Genomic DNA, 19,516 nt, shown 5'->3' on the forward strand with positions numbered 1-19,516 from the left:
TTAAACGAGTATACATGACCGCTTTGGCCGTTACTTAAAATCCTTCAAAGACCTTTATGTAAAGGTGGACTTCATATATCTAAACTGAATTAGTATTAGACAGGGACGATGTCCTAAAAGTTAGTGGTAGTCCTAGGTTAATATTAAGCTCACGAACCAAGCAGCCAAGAGCTAATATATCACTTTCCCATTTTACGTGCAAGGTTTTCTAGGTAACCTGCTATAGTAGTTAAGGTTTCTGCGAATTTTTCTTCGTCAGGATGATTTTTTTGAAGACCGTTTTTATTAAGTTTTTCTGTTAGACTAGCTATTTCAGCTTGCGCATTAAGTGATGCCATAACTAATAATAGCTCAAAAGAGGCTGTGGGACTACCAAGTTTAATTTCCGCTATTTTATCATTCAATTTATTCGCTAAAGATAGTAATTCTTCCTCACCTCCATTATTACAATATAATTGAAAACTCTTGTTATTTAATGTTACCGTAACAATTGACATAATTATTTTTGCTGTTTTTTTATTTCTTCAAGTTCATTAATATAAATGTTAATTTGATCTAGCATTGTTATATAATTATCTTTTAATGCTTTATTTTCGTTTTGTAATTTTTGAACTTCATTTTGATTATTTACAAGCATACTCAACAAATCATCGAGTTTATGTTCTACTTCTTCCATTAATTTCTTTAGACTGCTTACATAACTTGCTTCTAAAGGTAATTTGTACGTCGATCCTATACTCGCATCCTCACGTACGTCTATGTACGCTGCGGTGCCGCGTTCCGTGTCCCCTTCAAATGCCTCTTTATTAGCTTCGTTCTGTAAGCAGTCTAATATTTCATTATCCATTTTCGTTTAAGCGTTAATTATGAATGGATGACTTACAATAATAATTGATAACATTATAATAGATATAAGTGCTAATTGTTTTTTACGTTTATAATTTATCAATACCGTAGCTCTTTTATTATTTAATAATTTTTCGGTTTCGTTCTGTTTAGTAGCTTCTATCTGCTCTGCATTTCTATCTTTTACATTAAGATAATCCAAGTATAATTTTAAGTAACCTCTTACGTATACTGCTCCCGGTAAAATATCAAAATCACCCTCTTCTAAAGCTACTAAATATTTTTTTCTAATTTTTAAATCACTAGATACCTGATTTAAAGTTTTACCTGAATCTAACCTAATTTGCTTAAGCATTGACGACATAATTTACTCAAGTTTTTGTAAGAATATTTCAAATTTCTTGTTTGCTAAAATAATTATATTTAAGTCTATAGTTTCTTGAGCTTTAATTTCTTTAATAAAATCAAGAAAATTTCTAACTAAGTTATTATTATTATCAATCCATAAATTGAAATCAATAGTTGTTTTAGATTTATTAATTATTTTTATTAATAATCTACGTTGTTTGTCATATAAATCATCTTTTAGCGATTGAATACCTAAGCGACGCCAAAATGAATCGTTCAATTGACTATCACAAGCTTTACGTAACCAATCAAGACTAAACATATCACTTATAACAAAATAAGCTTTTGCTATCTCTTTATTATTCCCTGAAGTCTGTTTTGTTACATATATAATGTCAAATACTGAAATTAAATTGTCAAATGTAGCGATAGTAGCAGCAAATGATGCCTCTACCCCGCTAGTGGTATAATAATTTAATTTTTCTTCAAATCTTATTTTAGTTTCTCCGACTAATAAAGTATCTACCGTTTTTCTTAGGTTTTGTGCAGGAATTCTAAACTCTTCTATAGTTTCACTAATATTAATAGGATGTTTTAAATTTTTAATAAACCACGAAATACCTCGACGCATTAATTTCGTTATTTCGGTAAACATGTCGATTTTTACATTGTAATCAATATTAGTAGGTAGCTTACTTATCGTTTCCCATATATCATCAAGATCAAAAATTTCACAAATAATGGTATATGACCTTATTATATCACAAAGAGGAGCCCCAATCTCATGCTTTACAATACTAATAAGCGGTCCTCCAAGCTGATTAATTATTTTATTTATAGTAACGGTTTTAATAATCTCATGTTTAAGTGGATGAGATAAAATTTCATTACGAAAATTTTTTTGCATCATTTCAGGAAAATAATCTATAAGATATGCATCAAAATATTTATCATGGGAAAAAGTAGAATTAATTAACTCATGATAAGCAGATCTCTTACTATATGATAGCAATATGCAAAGCTCAGGACGAGTTAATACTTCACCGCTAATAGCTCTTCTATTCAATTCTTCTGCACTAGGCAAGAATTCATTTTCCCGCTCTAATACTTTTTCTTCTTCTAAAATATCTATAAATTGACTAAGTATATTAACAGTTAAAGTAGGAGATAGTTGCATAATTGTTATTGCTTCGGTTTGCTTATAATTATCAAGTAATACTAACTCTTCAACTTGCTTTGTCATATCGTTTAGAAGTTTATTACGTTCTTCTAAAGTAATTTTTCCTGAGGTTATCGCACTACTTAAAGCAATCTTGATATTTACCTCATGATCGGAGCAATCAACACCTGCTGAATTATCAATAAAGTCAGCATTTATGCGTCCGCCTTTTTTAGCATATTCAACTCTACCTCTCTGTGATACCCCAACATTACCGCCTTCTGCTATAACTCTTGCTCTAATTTCTTCACCGTTACATCTAAGGTTATCATTTGCTTTATCACCGATTTCTAAATTATTTTCCGTTTTAGCTTTGATATAAGTGCCTATTCCGCCATTCCACAATAAATCAACATCTGCTTTTAAAATAGCTTTAATTAATTCTTCCGGTGATAATTCATTATCATTTATATCAAGTAATTTTTTAATTTCCGGTGATAATTTTATTAATTTACTACTGCGTTCAAATACTTTGCCTCCTTTAGAAATAAGCTTAGAATCATAATCAGACCAATTAGAACCCTTTAAATTAAATAAACGCAAACGCTCATTAAAACTTGATAAAGGATCAGGAGTAGGATCAATAAATATATGTTTATGATTAAAGGCAGCAACTAACTTAATAGCCTCTGATCTGAGCATACCGTTACCGAACACATCTCCCGACATATCTCCTATACCTACGACGGTAATAGGGTCTTTTTGGACATCTAACCCTAAAGTTTTAAAGTGATTAGTTACGGAAATCCAAGCTCCTTTGGAAGTAATAGCCATTTTTTTATGATCGTAACCTGCAGAACCACCGGAAGCAAAAGCATCATCAAGCCAGTAATTATATTCTCTTGCCACACTATTAGCATAATCCGAAAATGAGGCTGTACCTTTATCGGCAGCAACCACTAAATAAGGATCTTCTTTATCATAAATAATAACATCTTTTGGATGTACTACTTTACCGTCAATGATATTATCAGTTATGTCTAATAAACCTCTCAAGAAATTCTTATAGCATTCTACCACTTTTTCCATATATTCATCACGAGTAAGCCCTTCCTCAGTAAAATGAACATAAAAGCCGCCTTTAGAACCGACAGGGACAATAACGGAATTCTTAGTCATTTGTGCTTTCATAAGCCCAAGGACCTCAAGCCTATAATCTTCTGCTCTATCCGACCATCTAAGCCCTCCGCGTGATACGGGACCGCCTCTTAAATGAACAGCTTCAAAATTTCTAGAATAAACAAATGTTTCGGCAAACGGAACAGGTTTAGGTAAATCCGGTACTTTTGAAGAATCAAACTTAAATGAAAAAATATGTTTATGTGGTTGATAGTAATTTGTTCTAGTAATAGCATTAACTATACCAAGCATATTACGTAGTACTTTATCTTCACTACTCATCTCAACGGTTACTAAGTAATTATTTAGTTTGTCTTTAATTACTTCACAATTATTATCCGAATGTTTAGGATTAAATTTTATATCAAATAGATTTACCAACATTTTTGTATATTCGGGATGTTTAAGTAACGTTAACTGTACATAGCCTTTACCGTAACTAAATCCCGTTTGATGTAAATATCTTGTTAAAGCTTTGACGAGTTTAACTTGCTTCCAATTAAAACCGGCAAGCACTATTAATTTACTTAAAGAATCATTAGCAAGCATCCCAAGTGCCATTTTGTCTAAAGCTTCTTCAACATTTATTTTTAATTCGGTAATATTATCCTTTACAGGTACAATAGAAGTTAAGATAAAATTATATATCCAGCTTTCTTTGATTTCGAGAGCCTCCTTAATTGCAAAAGTTTGTTCATCAATTGCTTTAAAACCTAAATTTTCTATTGGCGGCAATATGTTAGAAAGTGCAAGTTTTACTTTTGGACTATATATTTTTAAGTAAAATTCCGTTTCATTTACAGAAACTAGATTAAACATATATTTTTGTGACTTACTTGCTTCCGTTAGATATTCAATATCTACTAAAGCTATTTCCGGAGAAAATTTTTGCCTATAATCTGCCGGAAAAACATTATCAAAAAGCTTTAAATTAATACCTGCTTGATATTCGCCGAATTTTTTAGAAAGCTTAAAATAAAAATCTTCACTCCAACGTGTAGAGATACGATCTAAATCTTGTTGTATTATTTCTGCTGCAAAATTTATTTTATGTTCCCCTTGTGCTTCAAGCGTTACAAAAAGATAAGAAAAATTACCGGCTACTTCGGTGATATGGTTGGATAAAATTTTACTACCGAATTTTTCTGCTAAATAACAATCTATCATATTATGCATTTCAGCCGTTAAACGTTCTCGTGGCAGAAAAATTATGATATTAAGAAAAGAACTAGACCAATCATATTGAATAAATAATTTAAGCTTCTTACTCATCATACTTGAGAGCATATGTAAACACATACAATATAAATCGCCTTGATCAATTTGTATTAAAGCTTCTCTCGGTAACGACTCCATTAAAATTCTTAACTTATCGGCATTATAACCAGATAATGCAAAACCGGCTTTCTCAATTACAAAATTAAATTTTTGTCGTAGGATTGGAATATTACTTATTGAATGGTAATACATATTTGAATTATATATACCGAAAATTATACTTCCCGAAATATATTCACCCGAAGAGTCAAATTTTTTCACTAAGATATAGTCGATTAAATTATCTGAATGGATAAGCGACGCACTATTTATTTTACCGAGTATTATTAATTGATTTTGATATAAAGGACTAGCAGAACATTTTATAATATCATCAATCTCGTCTTTTACTTCTTGCCATATTTTTGCTGCTCCTATTTCATTGCTTAATTTTAAAGATTTTACTTCAAAATCAAGAGTCCCCAATAAAACCAAATTATCGTTTTGTAACCAATTTAAGAATTCTTTAGCCTCTTTAAAATTTAATTTATAATTATCAATTATATTTTTAGATAAATCTTGTAATTTTGTGAGTAATTGCGGTAAATGGCTATAGCTTTGCTCTAACTTTTCTAATCTTTCATTTATAGCCTCGGTTAAAAATGTAGTAGTTTTATCGTCAAAATTTCCTAAAATGGTTAAATGTAGTATTGATTCTGATTTTTCATCCGACACAGAATTTTCTAATATTTTTTCTAATTCTCCTTTACTATTTCGGACACAGTTTATTACCGGATGGAGTAAAAACTTAGTTTGCAAATTCATGTTTTTAAGCAAACATATGATAAAATCAACAATATACGGCTTATTATCAAGTAATATCAAGACATTTATTGCCGGATCATTTTCGATAACTGCCTTTGTTATTGCTATTTTTCTTGCTCTTGCTATCCTCTGCTTAAAAAACTTAAAGGCTTCATCTGCAAAATTTTGGAATAATTCTTCTCTATTCTCAAAATCATAATCTATCGGAATATAATTTAAAAATTTTTGAACAAAATCTATATATATGGAACTTGAATCACGTTCCTTGCTAAGTTCTAGAATTTTAGTTTTATAATTCGGGATTTGACAATTTAAACGGCTAAAGTTTAAAGAGGTTGTTTTTGGTGTCATGATTTTCTTAAGTAATAATAATATGATTATTTCTGTTGTTATTATATTATATAAAATAACTTAAGCAAGAGGCATAGAAAATAAGTGGAAACGATATTTGCACAAAGCTCTGCATTCGGTAAAGCAGGCGTAGCGGTTTTTAGGATTTCTGGTCCTAAAAGCCTAGAAGTTTTACAGCTACTTACCGGTAGAAAGGACTTTAAATCAAGATTAATGTATTATCAACAAATTACAGTCCCTGAAACTAAGGAGCTAATCGATAATGTTATGGTTGTTTATTTTAAGTCACCTGGTAGCTTTACCGGGGAAGACGTAGTCGAAATTCACACGCATGGCAGCAAAGCTATATCTATAATGCTGACAAATGCATTATTAAATATAGCTGGTATTCGTTTGGCAGAAGCAGGAGAGTTTACCAAAAGAGCTTTTTTAAATAACAAATTTGATTTAACTGCAGCAGAGGGGATAGCCGATTTAATTAATGCCGAAACTATAATGCAGCATAAGCAAGCAATTAGACAAGCAAGCGGCAAACTTGAAGAATTATATAATAATTGGCGTAGTCAGCTTTTAAAAATTATCTCTCTGCTTGAAGCTTATATAGATTTCCCTGATGAAGATATACCTGATACCGTCCTTAATGAGGTTACTAATACTCATACAATTCTTGTAAATACAATATCGGAATATCTTAATGATAACAGAAAAGGAGAATTACTACGCAGTGGTCTTAAGCTTGCAATTATCGGTCCGCCAAACGTTGGTAAGTCTAGCTTACTAAACTTCTTAATGCAGAGAGATATAGCGATTGTCTCAAATATTGCAGGAACTACTAGAGATATAATTGAGGGACATTTAGACATTGGCGGCTATCCTATTATTTTACAGGATACAGCAGGTATAAGAGAAGAAAGTAGTGACATTATCGAGCAAGAAGGTATAAAACGAGCTATAAATTCAGCTAAAACAGCAGATATTAAAATTATAATGTTTGATGCCGAAAAATTAGACTCCTCTATAAATGAAGATATTATTAATTTAATTGATGAAAATACTATCACAATAATTAATAAAATCGATTTAATCGAAGCTAGTAAAATCTTTTCTATTGAAAATAAATATAAATGCTTAAGAGTTTCAGTAAAAAATAATATTGCTCTTTCAAGTATATTAAAAAATATTGAAAATATTGCCGAAAACATGGCAGGATTTACCGAAACTCCTTATATAACAAATCAGCGTCATCGTAACTATTTACAACAAGCTCTCTCACATTTAACGGCTTTTAGCTTAGATAATGATTTAGTTCTAGCAACTGAAGATATTAGAATGACGGCACGCTGCATCGGTGCAATTACGGGTGTTATCAACGTAGAAGAAATACTAGGCGAGATCTTTAAAAATTTCTGCATAGGTAAGTAATATTGTATAGCTCGTTCTATGTCATTCCCGCAAGGTATTATTGCATGGACACCAAATCGTCATTGCGAGCGACTGTAAGGAGCGTAGCAACCTCATGAAACAGTAGATTTCTTGCATAACCTCCTTCTAAAGGTAATTTGTACGTTAATCCGGTACTCGCATCCGTTTCCTGCAAGTTCCTCTTTATAAGATAGGTTATGCAAGAAGTCTAGTACAAAATGCCTGAGATTGCCACGTTGAGGCTTTGCCTCTCCTCGCAATGACGAAAAAACGAAACATTACAGCATAACAATCATCTTTCTCAAATCTTTCCATATATTATTTCCATATATTAATTTATTTATTCTTGACAAAAACATTCACATACTTTAGAAACCACGTTTTATTAATTAAAGGAGTAACATTATGGCATCTATATTAAATATAAATTTTAAATGCATTATGCCTATGTTTGGAAATGAAATAGCAAGCAGTTTACCGGGTAATGTAAGCCACATTATTCATAAATTAAGCAGTACTATATTTTCATCAGTATATAGTACTGTTGAAGGAGCTTTTAAAAAAGGTTATATAGTGTATAATGCACAGTGTAATTGGAAAAACATTGAACAATCTTTCAATGAGTCCCCAAATGATTTTTCAATATTACACCAAGAGTGCAACAATGGTTTAAATACTCCAATAAATAATATTTTTATCGATGCTGAAAATAATCCTCATATACTTTTACAACAAGCCGTGACACCTCATCAAAACGGTACGGCTAGTATTCTTGATCAACTTTATAAAGTAACGAATGATTATATGTTCTCTCAAGGCAATATTACCGAAACTAGCGGAGCTGATTTCTTGGGTTTAAATGAATGCACTAAAGAAGAAGCTATGAGTGCTTTACAAAACTATAACACTTATAAAGAAACTTTAATCCCTCGTGAATCGTTTATAAATACTCTTGAAAATACTCTAAATCACTTAGGTCTCTCTTTAGATAATGTCTCTCCTACAGAAATAGGTAAAGATATTTTAGATCAACTCGGTAAAGCTTACACTGACCCTACTACTACAGAAAGACCTAACGATGATACAAATGACGGTGGATATAGCGGTGCTTATATAGCTGGAGTAGCATTAGGAACACTAGCTGTAGGTACTATCTTAGGGTATTGCATTAAATATGGATGGGATTGGTATAAGGGAAGAAATATAAAAAATGAAAATTTAGATTTAGTAATGAAGAATAAAGAATTAGCATTTATAGAACTAATACATGCAAATTTTAAGAATAATGCAGTTATATTAGATGAAGTTATAAAAATAAATAATTTACATGATATTATAAAACTAGCAAAATCTATTAAGGAATATGAATTCTCAATACTACCACTAACTAATTTAAATAATGAAATTGTAAAATTAAATTCCCCATCCGCTATAGCAATAAACTTAGGTTCTTCAAGCGGAATATTGCATGAAATATGTAAGAGTCTTGGCGGTGATGATAGTTTTAAGACTATCAGCAACTTTGCACGCTTAATAACAATCATACGAACAGCAAATCCCGAGTCTGAAGAATATAAAGAAAGCATTACAGAAATATTTGAGATATTTAACCCTCGTTACACAGATATTGACTATCAAAATTGCGAAATGCCGTTATTAGCCGATGTATCATCATCATATGACTCCTCAGATATAGAAGCATAGAACGTTGTTAGTACCATAACAAAAACCATCATTGACTTTTTGAAAGTTATATATAAAATGATACTTAGAGTAGCAAAGTGCTATTTCGGTGTGTCAAAACCTCTGCCAAAAGTGAGAACATTGCTCACAAAACTGATGCAATCCTCGGCTTTATTCCGGTCGGGGTTATAACAGTTATGTCCAAGGTTTAAAGCTTAAGCTTAGAACCTAAAGACTATTATGGCTGTCGTTGACGGTTTTCTTACTCCCACGACCACCAAGAGTTTATTTCTCTTCGGTGGTTGAAACTTGAGCAGTTTAAGTTTAATCAATCGGAAACAAATATGTCTGACCAAAATACTAAAACCATCTCAAGACTCGTTACAGAATTTACTGTAAATGAAAATAAAAAAAATCTAAGAGCCGAGATAGCAGATTTACTAGAAAGACCTATAACAAAAAGCGATATCGAAAGAATAGAACAACGCTTAGCAGAATTAGAAAAAATATTTAGTAATGATTTATAGCCTTGAAAATATCATCATCTCATTTTATTAACTACCTACTATAAAAATAAGCACTAAGATCATTATTAACTATTATGGTAAATAGTGCAAAAATAGCAAAAGACGGTAAGGTTTCTATACCAGTTTCATCATATTAATGTAGAGAGGTAGATGCTTTAAAAGGAGTAAGAACATACATAATCACACTCGCCAATATTAGCATGATTATTCCTAGAATAATACCTACTATATTAAATGCATTTATAAAAGTAATATTAACCTCCTTAATTAATTCGTGAGCAAATGAAGGTGGTAGTTGTTGAGCAATAATTATTCCTTCACCGATTAAGTCACGAGCTATTTCTGCCATTGATACAGAAACACCGTGAGGGATTACTAGATTGTTACTATATATAAAAGACGTAATACTCACAATAACAGCTATACCTAATACATTACCTAATTCATATGCTGTTTCTTGTAATGCTGCTGCACCTCCGGATCTCTCTGCCGGTACTGCATTCATCATAACTGTTACGGTGGTAGAGAGGCATAGACTACTTCCTATACCAAGCAATCCAAGATATATAGTATTCGATAATATAGTCTAATATACTAGGTAAAATCAATGATATAGTAGTAAAATAAGCCCACTAAACATTATTACACGTGCAATAAATCGTGTGAGTAAATATGGCATAACTAAAGATGCAATTAAAGCAAAAACTGCTGCAGGCAACATATAAAGCCCTGCATACAAAGGACTTAACCCTTTGATGATAAACTGTAACCATAAGGACATAAGATACATTATGGATCCTAAGACACACGTAATCAGCAAATAAACTATCACTCCTATACTAAAATTGCTAATTAAGAATAAACGCATATCCACTAACGGATCATCACTTTTAAGTTGGCATAAGGTAAATATTATTAGTAACACAATACCAATTAATAGCATTCCGCCGGATACTAGATTCATAATACCGTATTTAGCCAACATCTTAATGCCTTGAACTAAAGCTGCCATCCCAAAAAACGATTGAAATACTCCTATCCAATCCCATGGTTCATTACTAGGATTAGATGATTCAGGAATCTAAACTATGCCAAAGGCAATAATTACTAATGCAATAGGTGCATTTATAAAAAATGCAAATTGCCAATTTAAAAACTCAACCAATACTCCCCCTAGTACTGGTCCTATAGCTGCTCCTACGGTTGCCATTATTCCCCACGGATATTGCGATCATACGTTCATGTGTATTAGTAAAAATGTTACGCAATACCGATAAAGTGGAGGGCATCATCACTGATCCTCCTAACCCAAGTAAAACACGACATAATACTAATGCATATGCCATTGATTATCCATAATTGTTGTAAATTAGATGGTTTTAAATCAAGGATTATAGTAGGCATAACAGCATGCAAGATTGTAGCACCCATCGATGCCAAAAGTAAGCAAATGCTTAAAATAATTAAAATATGCCATCTAAATTTATAAGATATAGATGATGAATTATCTTTAGCAATATATTCAGTTTGCGGAAATTGTGATACCATATGTGATAAATTATTTAATAAGGGTTTTACTAAATCTATCTTTTTCGAGAACTATGGGACTGTTAACAAGTATTTTAATTAGCTTTAAAATTTATTTTGTTAATAGTCCTAGGTTAATTCAGTTGGTAACATAGTAAGCAAGTCCAAATCAATTAACCATAACACAAGTAAATTTAACATCTAAGCATCACCTAGTATGGAAGTCAAGATTTAATCTTACAAGCGCAATAACATAAATAAAATTTGATTTTTCTTTCTCAAGCTTATATTTTAATTGGTAAGTTTATAATATGGAAATTTATGTCAAATACAGATAAGGAAAGAGCCATTGCCGCAGCACTCGCACAAATTGAAAAAAGCTACGGTAAAGGTTCGGTAATGAAACTAGGGCAGCGTCCGCATGTTGATATAGAGGCCGTATCGACTGGCTCACTTGGGCTAGATATAGCTCTTGGAATCGGCGGTGTTCCCAAAGGTAGAATCATCGAGATTTTCGGTCCTGAAAGCTCAGGTAAAACCACCCTAACATTGCATTTAATTGCAGAAGCTCAAAAAAAGGGTGGTACATGTGCTTTTATTGATGCCGAGCATGCATTAGACCCTGCTTATGCTAAAAAATTAGGCGTAAATATTGATGAGCTTATTATTTCACAGCCCGATACAGGTGAACAAGCCCTAGAAATTGCCGATACGTTAATTCGCTCCGGTGGTATTGATATGATAATAATAGATAGTGTTGCGGCTTTAGTACCGAAATCAGAGATTGAGGGCGAAATGGGTGATGCTCAAATGGCTTCTCAAGCAAGATTAATGAGCCAGGCTTTACGTAAACTTACCGCATCAATTAATCGCACCAATTGTATTACTGTTTTCATCAATCAAATCAGAATGAAAATAGGTGTGATGTTCGGTAGTCCTGAAACTACGACAGGCGGTAATGCCTTAAAATTTTATGCTTCTGTTAGGATCGATATAAGAAGAATCGGCCCCATTAAAGATAAAGAAGAAGTAATAGGCAGCCAAACCAAAGTAAAAGTAGTCAAAAACAAAGTATCTCCTCCATTTAAAACTGCAGATTTTGATATAATGTACGGTTCAGGTATTTCAAAAGAAGGCGAGATAATCGACCTTGGAGTTAAGCTTGATATTGTTGAGAAATCCGGCTCTTGGTTTTCCTACAAGAACGTACGCATAGGTCAAGGGCGTGAAAACGTCAAACAATATTTAAAAGAACATCCACAAATTTCCAACGAAATTGAAAAAATAATACGTGAAAAATCGTCAAAAATTACTAATATAAATCTTGATCAAACGGAGGAAGAAAATGATTGATTTAACAGGTAAAACTTCCTTAATTACGGGAGCTTCAGGAGGCATAGGCGGAGCTATAGCGAGGTTACTGCACAAGCTCGGAAGCCATGTAATTATTAGCGGTAGTAATGAGGAAAAATTAAAATCCCTTGGAAATGTTGTAAAAGATAATTATACGATAGAGGTATGTAATCTTGCCGATAAGGAAGAATGTAGAAATTTAATATCTAAAGCATCAAAGTTAGATATTTTAGTATGTAATGCCGGTATTACTAGCGATACGCTAGCAATTAGAATGAAAGATGAAGATTTTGACAAAGTTATTGATATTAATTTAAAAGCAAATTTTATTTTAAATCGTGAAGCAATAAAAAAAATGATACAAAACAGGTATGGACGTATTATTAACATATCTTCAATAGTAGGAATTTCAGGTAACCCCGGGCAGGCTAATTATTGTGCTTCTAAAGCAGGTTTAATAGGTATGACCAAATCGCTCTCTTACGAAGTTGCAACCAGAGGAATTACGGTTAACGCAGTAGCTCCAGGATTTATTAAATCAGATATGACCGATAAACTAAATGAAAAACAAAGAGAAGCTATGGTACAAAAAATTCCGCTAGGCACTTACGGTATGCCGGAAGACGTGGCAAACGCAGTAGCATTTTTAGCAAGCGATCAGGCATCATATATTACCGGTCAAACTATACATGTAAACGGCGGTATGTTAATGGTATAAAAATTAATAAGATTATTTTGTGCTAGCATAAAATAATTTTTTGTGCTAGAAGTTCTTTTAAAGATAAAATGCAATGAATATTTTAAATAAATATTCATACAGTTAAAACAAAGTCTAATAGCTGCATAACCGCTATTATACGGCATATAAAATTAAATGATTTATGGAGTTCAAAATTATGAGTACAACGGATAAGATCGAACAGAAAGTTATTGAAATGGTTGCTGAAAAGCTAAATAAAGATAAATCGATAATAACTACGGATTCAAGATTTATAGAAGATTTGAAAGCCGATAGCCTTGATACCGTAGAGTTAATGATGGCAATAGAAGTTGAATACGGTATTGATATCCCTGATGATGAAGCCACTAAAATTAAAACCGTATCCGATGTTATAAAATATATCAAAGAACGCCAATCTTAATCTGCATAAATTAAATCCCTAATAGACAATTAAAAATGCCGAATCAAAGAGTAAATAAAAGAGTAGTTATTACCGGACTTGGACTTGTTACTCCTGTGGGGCTTAATGTTGGCTCATCTTGGAAAAATATTGTAGATGGAGTAAGCGGTATAAAAACTATTACAGAATTTGACACTTCTAAACTTGCGTGTAAAATTGCCGGACTTATAGATAACTCTGAGAAAGATGGATTTAAACTTGAAAATTTCACACAAGCAGATGACGTTAATAGACTAAGTAAAATGGATAAATTTATCCATTACGGAGTAGCAGCCGCAACCGAAGCAGTTGAAGATAGCGGCTGGTTACCCGACGATGAAAAATCTCGTGATAGAACCGGCGTGATATTAGGTTCAGGAATCGGCGGGCTTAAAATGATCGAAGATACCTCTATCAAACTTTATCAAGAAAATAACGGCAAAGTTAGTCCTTTCTTTATCCCCGCTTCATTAATTAATCTTTTATCCGGTCTTGTTTCTATAAAATACGGTTTTAGCGGTCCAAACCACGCGGCAGTAACAGCTTGCTCTACAGGGGCACATGCTATAGGCGATGCTATGCGCATGATAAAGCACGGCTATGCCGATGTTATGATCGCAGGCGGTGCGGAAGCTCCAGTTACACCTGTCGGAGTTGCAGGTTTCGTTGCTGCTAGAGCATTATGTACTAAATATAACGATAATCCTGAAAAAGCCTCAAGACCTTGGGATAAAGACCGCAGCGGCTTTGTTATGGGTGAAGGAGCAGGCGTTGTAGTCTTAGAAGAATATGAGCATGCCTTAAATCGAGGGGCTAAAATTTACGGTGAAGTTATAGGATACGGCTCTACAGGTGACGCCTATCATATGACAGCTCCACACCCTGAAGGTAGAGGAGCTTATAGAGCGATGAGAGACGCAATTCTAGATGCAACTATCACGCCCGATATGATTGATTATATTAATGCACACGGTACTTCTACTACACTTGGTGATGGAATAGAATTAGCAGCCGTACAAAAATTATTTTTAGAAGCGAATCCCAAAGTTTTAATGTCTTCTACTAAATCATCAATAGGACATTTGCTTGGTGCGGCAGGAAGTGTTGAGTTTATCTTTTCAGCTCTTGCAATTAGAGACCAGATTGCACCGCCAACCTTAAACTTAGATAACCCTATGGATGAGGTGAATATAGATTTAGTTGCACTTAAAGCTAAGAAAACTAAGATAGATTACGTGCTTTCCAACTCGTTCGGATTCGGTGGTACTAATGCTAGTTTAGTGATTAAGAGTATACTCGTTTAATTTGAAAAATTGGCACAAAGTCCTATAAGCACTGTGGTACTCACGTATTAAGTATACGTTCTGCTCCTCGTCTTATGGACTCTTTGCGCTTTTCCAAATTAAACTTTGTCTACCAACCTTTAACTAATGTCATTCCTGCTTCCGTAGGAATGACATAAAAACTAGCCAATAATCAACTATGCCCCCAATTTATTACATTAAAGACGGTAACTTAAGTTTTGCGGATAAAGTAATTTTATCTGATTTAGAGCTTTATTTGTACAAAGGCGATAAGATTTGTCTTATAGGACGTAACGGCTGCGGGAAATCAAGCTTAATGAAAGTAATATCAGGTGATTATGAGCTAGATAACGGTGAATTATTTCAAGATCCTTTAGTTACAACCGGTTATTTAAAACAAGATATTTCTATAAAAACTCATCTAACTGTTTATGATTTTGTCTTACAACAAACAGATAGTACAAAAGAAATAGATAAATACCAAATCGATATAATTCTAGAAAAATTACAAATCAACGGAACAGATAATTTATCCACCTATTCAGGCGGTCAACTGAGAAGAGCAAGCCTTGCTAAAGCTTTAATATTAGAGCCGGAAATATTACTACTTGATGAACCGACTAACCATCTAGATATTGCAACAATCGAATGGTTAGAAGAATTTGTTAAATCTTATAACGGTGCTATTATTTGCGTTAGTCATGATAGAACATTCCTCTCAAATGTTACTAATAAAATTTGGTGGCTTGATAGAGGAATTTTACGTAAATCCGATAAAGGATTTAAATTTTTTGATGAATGGCAAACAATTATCATAGACCAAGAAGAAGCCGCTCTTCGGAAATTAAATAAAAAATTATCTCAAGAAAATGAATGGTTAAATGCCGGTGTTACTGCTAGACGTAAGCGGAATCAAAAGAGACTTGCAGATTTGAAAGCTTTAAGAGCAATAACACAAGAACAGACTGCAAAACTAGCTAGTTCAACACAAAGAGTTAGGACAGAGCTTGCCGAAAATATAGCTAAAAGTAAATTCATTATTGAAGCAGATAATATTACTTTTAGTTATAAAAATACTAAAATTATTGATAATTTTAGCTTTCGTGTAAAAAAAGGCGAGAAAATTGGTATAATTGGTGCAAATGGCTCAGGCAAATCTACCTTTATCAAACTACTAACAAAACAGCTTACCCCTGAAAGCGGCAAAATTATATATGGCGGTAATTTAGATATTTCATATTTTGATCAACATAGAGAAGAACTAGAGCCTAATCATACATTACAACAAACTTTATGTCCTACAGACGGTGATCAAGTATTTTTGCCAAACGGTAAAACCATACATGTTGCCGGTTATTTAAAACAATTCATGTTTAATCCTAAACTACTTAATGCAAAAACCGCTATTTTATCAGGCGGTGAAGCTAATAGATTATTACTTGCAAAAATTCTAATTAACCCTGGAAATCTGTTAATTTTAGATGAACCGACTAATGACCTCGATATGGATAGTCTGGAAATTTTACTAGATATACTTGCAGATTATTCAGGTACTTTAATAGTCGTGAGCCATGATCGTGACTTTTTAGATAGGTTAGTTACTAGAACTTTAGTTTTCGCTCAAGGTAAAATTCATGATTTAACAGGAGGTTATGAAGATTATAAGCAGTATTTTACTACCTCTCCTATAGCCAAAAAAGCTTCAAAACCACTACCACTAACTTCTCAAAAAGAACCTCTAAATAAAAAGCTATCTTATAAATATCAGCGTTTGCTTGAAACATTGCCCAACGATATTGAAAAGCTAGAAATATCCATCAAACACTTAGAAAAAGAACTTGAAGACGTTAATCTATATTTAGATAATCCTCAAAAATATAACCGCATTACTAGCCAATTAATTAATGATAAAAAGAAACTAGACGAGTTATTAAATCAATGGCTAGAAATACAAGATTAATTTTTGTTAAAATTTTCTTGACTTAATTATTAACTTTTGTTAACATTTCTTGGCGTTAATATTAAAGATGATTAGCATGTATGTCTGATATAACAGCTACATTAAAATATAAATTCGATAATTTAAAAGAGCATCTTAAAAATTCTTATTCTCGCTCTCAAATAGAAACAATCCTAGGAGAATTGAGTAGTTTACAAAGCGAAGCAGCTTCATATGGCGTGAATTTTGACATATCCAATCTAAAAGAGAATGCTGAAACTAAGATCAAGAACTATGAAGTAGAACAATCTATTGAGAAAGCTAGGGTTCAAGAAGAAGAATTTCTAAAATCACAAAGAGCAATAAAACTTGCCGAAAAAGAAAAAGCAATTGCACAAAGAATTTCTGCACTTAATAATTTGCATAATGAATTTATAAAAAATATTACTAAAGATACTAAAAGAATTGAAGAAAGTAATAAACGTTTAGATAAGATAATAAATAAACTGGAAAAGGAAAACATTATTGATCATGAAGAGTTAAATCGTGAAATATTAACTCATGAAGAAATATTGAAACTAAATCAAACGCATAAAGCATTACATGAAAATCATAAAAAAATAACTGAAGAACACAAACAAGCACATACAGAATTAAATGAATTAAATACAACAATAACGAATTTATCACAACAATTACAAGAAAAAGGCTTAGCACCAAAAAAAGTTAAAGAATTAAAAGGAGAATTAGAATTTCACCAAGAAATGCTAAAAATACATAAGGCATATGTAGAGAAGATTGAAAATAGTAAAAAAATATTAGATCAAGAAATTATTAAACGTGAAAAAGAACACAACATAAATAAAGATAAAATAAAGAAATTAGGAAGTGATATTAAAGAGCGTTATAAAAAAGAACCAGAAAAATATTTAGATGCATATGAAAAATATGTAGTTCTAAAAAATCAGCATAAAGCAATTAAGACAAACGGCGTTGTAAAGGATATAGAGCATCATAATAAAGTAATAAATAAAATTAACGTGAATCAAACTAAATCTTTAGCTAATAAAATCAGAGAACAAACACAAGTAAAAGATACTAATACTGGGAGTTTATCTCCTGCTCGTACTCCTAATATTAAAGTTACAAATAATAAAACGAGAGGAATTTAACTAAATGGTAAATATTATGTCTAAATTTAAAAATTTAACTCCTGAACAAAGAAAAGCAGCTTTAGAAGCTGCAAAAGTACACTTTGAAGAACAACAGCAACAACATAACGCAATATTTAAAGAAGCTATGCAAGCGAGTAGTCAAATCCACCAATATAATCAAGATTTAGGTAGTTGCGTGGATAATGCTTCCAAAGATGTCAAACTTGCCGGTAAAGCTTCTAAAGGCGGGTGTGAAATAATATAACATTCTAAAAGCTGTAACTATGTAGTTGCAGTTTTTGTATCATTTTGAGTTAAGCTCGAGAGACCTATTGCCTGTATTTTTTCTGACAATTTAAAACTAATCTCACCTGGAAATATTACATTAATTTGATCAAGTTTTAAATCTTCTAAGGATATTTGCATTGATTTTGTAATGCTCGGTGTATTTGTATATTTAATTTCAAACCCCAGACGTTTTCCGTTTTTAAAAATTAAAAGATCTATTTCCGCTCCATTATGAGATGACCAAAAATAACATTCTTCGGGTTCGGCTTTATAATATCTAATAATTTGTTCTAAGGCAAATCCTTCCCATGATGCACCTATTTTAGGATGAGTGCTTAAAGATTCATAATTATTTAAGCCTAATAAAGCGTGATATATTCCACTATCTCTAAAAAAGATTTTTGGAGTCTTAACTTGTCTTTTTTTAAGGTTTTCATACCAAGGCTGCAAAATACGGATCATAAAAGTTCCCTCTAAAATATCTAAATAATGCTTTGCGGTATGATATGAGATAGATAAAGAATTTCCAAGTTCTGAAGCATTAAATATATTAGCGTGATAATGGCAAAGCATTAACCAAAACCTACGTAACTGCATAGACGGAATTGTAAAACCTAAATTTGGTATATCTCTTTCTAAAAATGTTTTAATGTAATTCTGACGCCATAAAGCACTTAACTCTTCATCATCTGCAAGATATGATAAAGGAAATCCGCCGCGTATCCATAATTGCTGAGTACCTGACACTTCAGATAAGGTAAACGGTGTCATTTCAATATAACCTATTCTACCTGCTAGTGTTTCAGAACCTTGTTTAATTAAGTCTCTTGATGCACTGCCTAGTACTAAAAATTTAATATCAGTTGTATCAACAAGAACTCTTAAAATAGGGAATAGATTCGGTTTATACTGAATTTCATCAATAATAACAAATCCTTTTAGATCAGACAAAGCAAGCATCGGTTCATTTAATCTTGCTAAATCTAAAGGATTTTCAAGATCAAAAATATTGATTTTAGGAATATTAGAAGCTTCTACGAATTGTTTAGAAAGTGTAGTTTTCCCGCACTGCCTTGGTCCTAACAAGGCACAAACTTTATGAGTTTTAAAATGTTTTATTATTGATGAAAGGAATTGTTTTCTAAGCATTTAAATTAGTACCATGAAAATTAGAAACATAACGTCTAATTCTCA

At 32.2% G+C, this 19,516-nt stretch carries 19 protein-coding genes and 1 other RNA gene; 10 read left to right on the top strand and 10 right to left on the bottom strand.

Going from position 1 to position 19,516, the window contains the following annotated elements:
• Positions 1-11 precede the first annotated feature (11 nt).
• From ssrS to MCI_RS02965, 5 genes are all read right to left on the bottom strand, one after another.
• Positions 12-170, bottom strand: a non-coding RNA gene (gene ssrS, locus MCI_RS07545) — 6S RNA.
• Positions 171-179: 9 nt separating this feature from the next.
• Complete coding sequence (locus tag MCI_RS02950; RefSeq protein WP_014409590.1) at positions 180-497, bottom strand: cell division protein ZapA; 318 nt, start codon at positions 495-497, stop codon at positions 180-182.
• A 2-nt stretch (positions 498-499) separates the two neighbouring features.
• A complete protein-coding gene (locus tag MCI_RS02955; protein WP_014409591.1) occupies positions 500-847 on the bottom strand; it encodes a palindromic element RPE1 domain-containing protein in 348 nt (115 codons plus the stop codon).
• Between the two features lie 6 nt (positions 848-853).
• Positions 854-1,210 carry a helix-turn-helix domain-containing protein gene (locus MCI_RS02960; protein WP_014409592.1) on the bottom strand — a complete coding sequence of 119 codons (357 nt, stop codon included), beginning with the start codon at positions 1,208-1,210 and terminating at the stop codon, positions 854-856.
• 3 nt (positions 1,211-1,213) lie between these two features.
• Positions 1,214-5,965 carry an NAD-glutamate dehydrogenase gene (locus tag MCI_RS02965; protein ID WP_014409593.1) on the bottom strand — a complete coding sequence of 1,584 codons (4,752 nt, stop codon included), beginning with the start codon at positions 5,963-5,965 and terminating at the stop codon, positions 1,214-1,216.
• Between the two features lie 84 nt (positions 5,966-6,049).
• Between MCI_RS02965 and mnmE the strand changes: the two genes are divergently transcribed.
• From mnmE to MCI_RS02980, 3 genes are all read left to right on the top strand, one after another.
• Positions 6,050-7,387, top strand: coding sequence for a tRNA uridine-5-carboxymethylaminomethyl(34) synthesis GTPase MnmE (mnmE, locus tag MCI_RS02970; RefSeq protein ID WP_014409594.1), 1,338 nt, complete (start codon positions 6,050-6,052; stop codon positions 7,385-7,387).
• Between the two features lie 405 nt (positions 7,388-7,792).
• The gene (locus tag MCI_RS02975; protein ID WP_014409595.1) at positions 7,793-9,091 is read left to right on the top strand and encodes a DUF5460 family protein; all 1,299 of its coding nucleotides are present in this window, start codon (positions 7,793-7,795) and stop codon (positions 9,089-9,091) included.
• A gap of 323 nt (positions 9,092-9,414) precedes the next feature.
• Positions 9,415-9,597, top strand: coding sequence for a hypothetical protein (locus MCI_RS02980; RefSeq protein ID WP_041404107.1), 183 nt, complete (start codon positions 9,415-9,417; stop codon positions 9,595-9,597).
• Positions 9,598-9,730: 133 nt separating this feature from the next.
• Here the strand turns inward: MCI_RS02980 and MCI_RS09695 are convergent, their stop codons facing one another.
• From MCI_RS09695 to MCI_RS08970, 4 genes are all read right to left on the bottom strand, one after another.
• On the bottom strand, positions 9,731-10,105 hold the full coding sequence (locus tag MCI_RS09695) for a hypothetical protein (RefSeq protein WP_232202723.1): 375 nt from the start codon (positions 10,103-10,105) through the stop codon (positions 9,731-9,733).
• 96 nt (positions 10,106-10,201) lie between these two features.
• Positions 10,202-10,609 (bottom strand): hypothetical protein, encoded by a 408-nt coding sequence (locus MCI_RS02990; protein ID WP_014409598.1) that lies wholly within the window; start codon positions 10,607-10,609, stop codon positions 10,202-10,204.
• 69 nt (positions 10,610-10,678) lie between these two features.
• Entirely contained in the window at positions 10,679-10,807 is a 129-nt protein-coding gene (locus tag MCI_RS10265; RefSeq protein WP_014409599.1) for a hypothetical protein, read from the bottom strand.
• 50 nt (positions 10,808-10,857) lie between these two features.
• Positions 10,858-11,145, bottom strand: a complete 288-nt coding sequence (locus tag MCI_RS08970; RefSeq protein ID WP_014409600.1) for a multidrug resistance protein — start codon at positions 11,143-11,145, stop codon at positions 10,858-10,860.
• Between the two features lie 300 nt (positions 11,146-11,445).
• Here MCI_RS08970 and recA point away from each other — a divergent pair, with 300 nt between their 5' ends.
• The 7 genes from recA (at position 11,446) to MCI_RS03035 (ending at position 18,299) form a co-directional block, all read left to right on the top strand.
• The gene (gene recA / locus MCI_RS03005; RefSeq protein ID WP_014409601.1) at positions 11,446-12,477 is read left to right on the top strand and encodes a recombinase RecA; all 1,032 of its coding nucleotides are present in this window, start codon (positions 11,446-11,448) and stop codon (positions 12,475-12,477) included.
• A complete protein-coding gene (fabG, locus tag MCI_RS03010) occupies positions 12,470-13,195 on the top strand; it encodes a 3-oxoacyl-ACP reductase FabG (RefSeq protein ID WP_014409602.1) in 726 nt (241 codons plus the stop codon). The genes recA and fabG overlap by 8 nt, the downstream gene beginning before the upstream one ends.
• A gap of 163 nt (positions 13,196-13,358) precedes the next feature.
• On the top strand, positions 13,359-13,619 hold the full coding sequence (gene acpP / locus MCI_RS03015; RefSeq protein ID WP_008579292.1) for an acyl carrier protein: 261 nt from the start codon (positions 13,359-13,361) through the stop codon (positions 13,617-13,619).
• A 35-nt stretch (positions 13,620-13,654) separates the two neighbouring features.
• Positions 13,655-14,941, top strand: a complete 1,287-nt coding sequence (gene fabF / locus MCI_RS03020) for a beta-ketoacyl-ACP synthase II (protein WP_014409603.1) — start codon at positions 13,655-13,657, stop codon at positions 14,939-14,941.
• Between the two features lie 178 nt (positions 14,942-15,119).
• On the top strand, positions 15,120-16,901 hold the full coding sequence (locus MCI_RS03025; protein WP_014409604.1) for an ABC-F family ATP-binding cassette domain-containing protein: 1,782 nt from the start codon (positions 15,120-15,122) through the stop codon (positions 16,899-16,901).
• An 80-nt stretch (positions 16,902-16,981) separates the two neighbouring features.
• Positions 16,982-18,052: a hypothetical protein gene (locus tag MCI_RS03030; protein WP_014409605.1), complete on the top strand. Its 1,071-nt coding sequence runs from the start codon at positions 16,982-16,984 to the stop codon at positions 18,050-18,052.
• A gap of 16 nt (positions 18,053-18,068) precedes the next feature.
• Positions 18,069-18,299, top strand: coding sequence for a hypothetical protein (locus MCI_RS03035; protein ID WP_041404194.1), 231 nt, complete (start codon positions 18,069-18,071; stop codon positions 18,297-18,299).
• A gap of 17 nt (positions 18,300-18,316) precedes the next feature.
• Here MCI_RS03035 and MCI_RS03040 read toward each other — a convergent pair whose 3' ends face one another.
• A complete protein-coding gene (locus MCI_RS03040; RefSeq protein ID WP_014409607.1) occupies positions 18,317-19,471 on the bottom strand; it encodes an ATP-binding protein in 1,155 nt (384 codons plus the stop codon).
• Positions 19,472-19,516: the final 45 nt, after the last annotated feature.

This window comes from Rickettsia montanensis str. OSU 85-930 (assembly GCF_000284175.1).
Lineage (GTDB): Bacteria > Pseudomonadota > Alphaproteobacteria > Rickettsiales > Rickettsiaceae > Rickettsia > Rickettsia rickettsii.

Excerpts from the sequence above, each read along its gene's own strand:
- MCI_RS02950 (WP_014409590.1), bottom strand. The coding sequence starts at position 497 with ATGTCAATTGTTACGGTAACATTAAATAACAAGAGTTTTCAATTATAT.
- MCI_RS02955 (WP_014409591.1), bottom strand. The coding sequence starts at position 847 with ATGGATAATGAAATATTAGACTGCTTACAGAACGAAGCTAATAAAGAG.
- MCI_RS02960 (WP_014409592.1), bottom strand. The coding sequence starts at position 1,210 with ATGTCGTCAATGCTTAAGCAAATTAGGTTAGATTCAGGTAAAACTTTA.
- MCI_RS02965 (WP_014409593.1), bottom strand. The coding sequence starts at position 5,965 with ATGACACCAAAAACAACCTCTTTAAACTTTAGCCGTTTAAATTGTCAA.
- MCI_RS02975 (WP_014409595.1), top strand. The coding sequence starts at position 7,793 with ATGGCATCTATATTAAATATAAATTTTAAATGCATTATGCCTATGTTT.
- MCI_RS02980 (WP_041404107.1), top strand. The coding sequence starts at position 9,415 with ATGTCTGACCAAAATACTAAAACCATCTCAAGACTCGTTACAGAATTT.
- MCI_RS09695 (WP_232202723.1), bottom strand. The coding sequence starts at position 10,105 with ATGATGAATGCAGTACCGGCAGAGAGATCCGGAGGTGCAGCAGCATTA.
- MCI_RS02990 (WP_014409598.1), bottom strand. The coding sequence starts at position 10,609 with ATGGCAGCTTTAGTTCAAGGCATTAAGATGTTGGCTAAATACGGTATT.
- MCI_RS10265 (WP_014409599.1), bottom strand. The coding sequence starts at position 10,807 with ATGGCAACCGTAGGAGCAGCTATAGGACCAGTACTAGGGGGAGTATTG.
- MCI_RS08970 (WP_014409600.1), bottom strand. The coding sequence starts at position 11,145 with ATGGTATCACAATTTCCGCAAACTGAATATATTGCTAAAGATAATTCA.
- recA (WP_014409601.1), top strand. The coding sequence starts at position 11,446 with ATGTCAAATACAGATAAGGAAAGAGCCATTGCCGCAGCACTCGCACAA.
- fabG (WP_014409602.1), top strand. The coding sequence starts at position 12,470 with ATGATTGATTTAACAGGTAAAACTTCCTTAATTACGGGAGCTTCAGGA.
- acpP (WP_008579292.1), top strand. The coding sequence starts at position 13,359 with ATGGAGTTCAAAATTATGAGTACAACGGATAAGATCGAACAGAAAGTT.
- fabF (WP_014409603.1), top strand. The coding sequence starts at position 13,655 with ATGCCGAATCAAAGAGTAAATAAAAGAGTAGTTATTACCGGACTTGGA.
- MCI_RS03025 (WP_014409604.1), top strand. The coding sequence starts at position 15,120 with ATGCCCCCAATTTATTACATTAAAGACGGTAACTTAAGTTTTGCGGAT.
- MCI_RS03030 (WP_014409605.1), top strand. The coding sequence starts at position 16,982 with ATGTCTGATATAACAGCTACATTAAAATATAAATTCGATAATTTAAAA.
- MCI_RS03035 (WP_041404194.1), top strand. The coding sequence starts at position 18,069 with ATGTCTAAATTTAAAAATTTAACTCCTGAACAAAGAAAAGCAGCTTTA.
- MCI_RS03040 (WP_014409607.1), bottom strand. The coding sequence starts at position 19,471 with ATGCTTAGAAAACAATTCCTTTCATCAATAATAAAACATTTTAAAACT.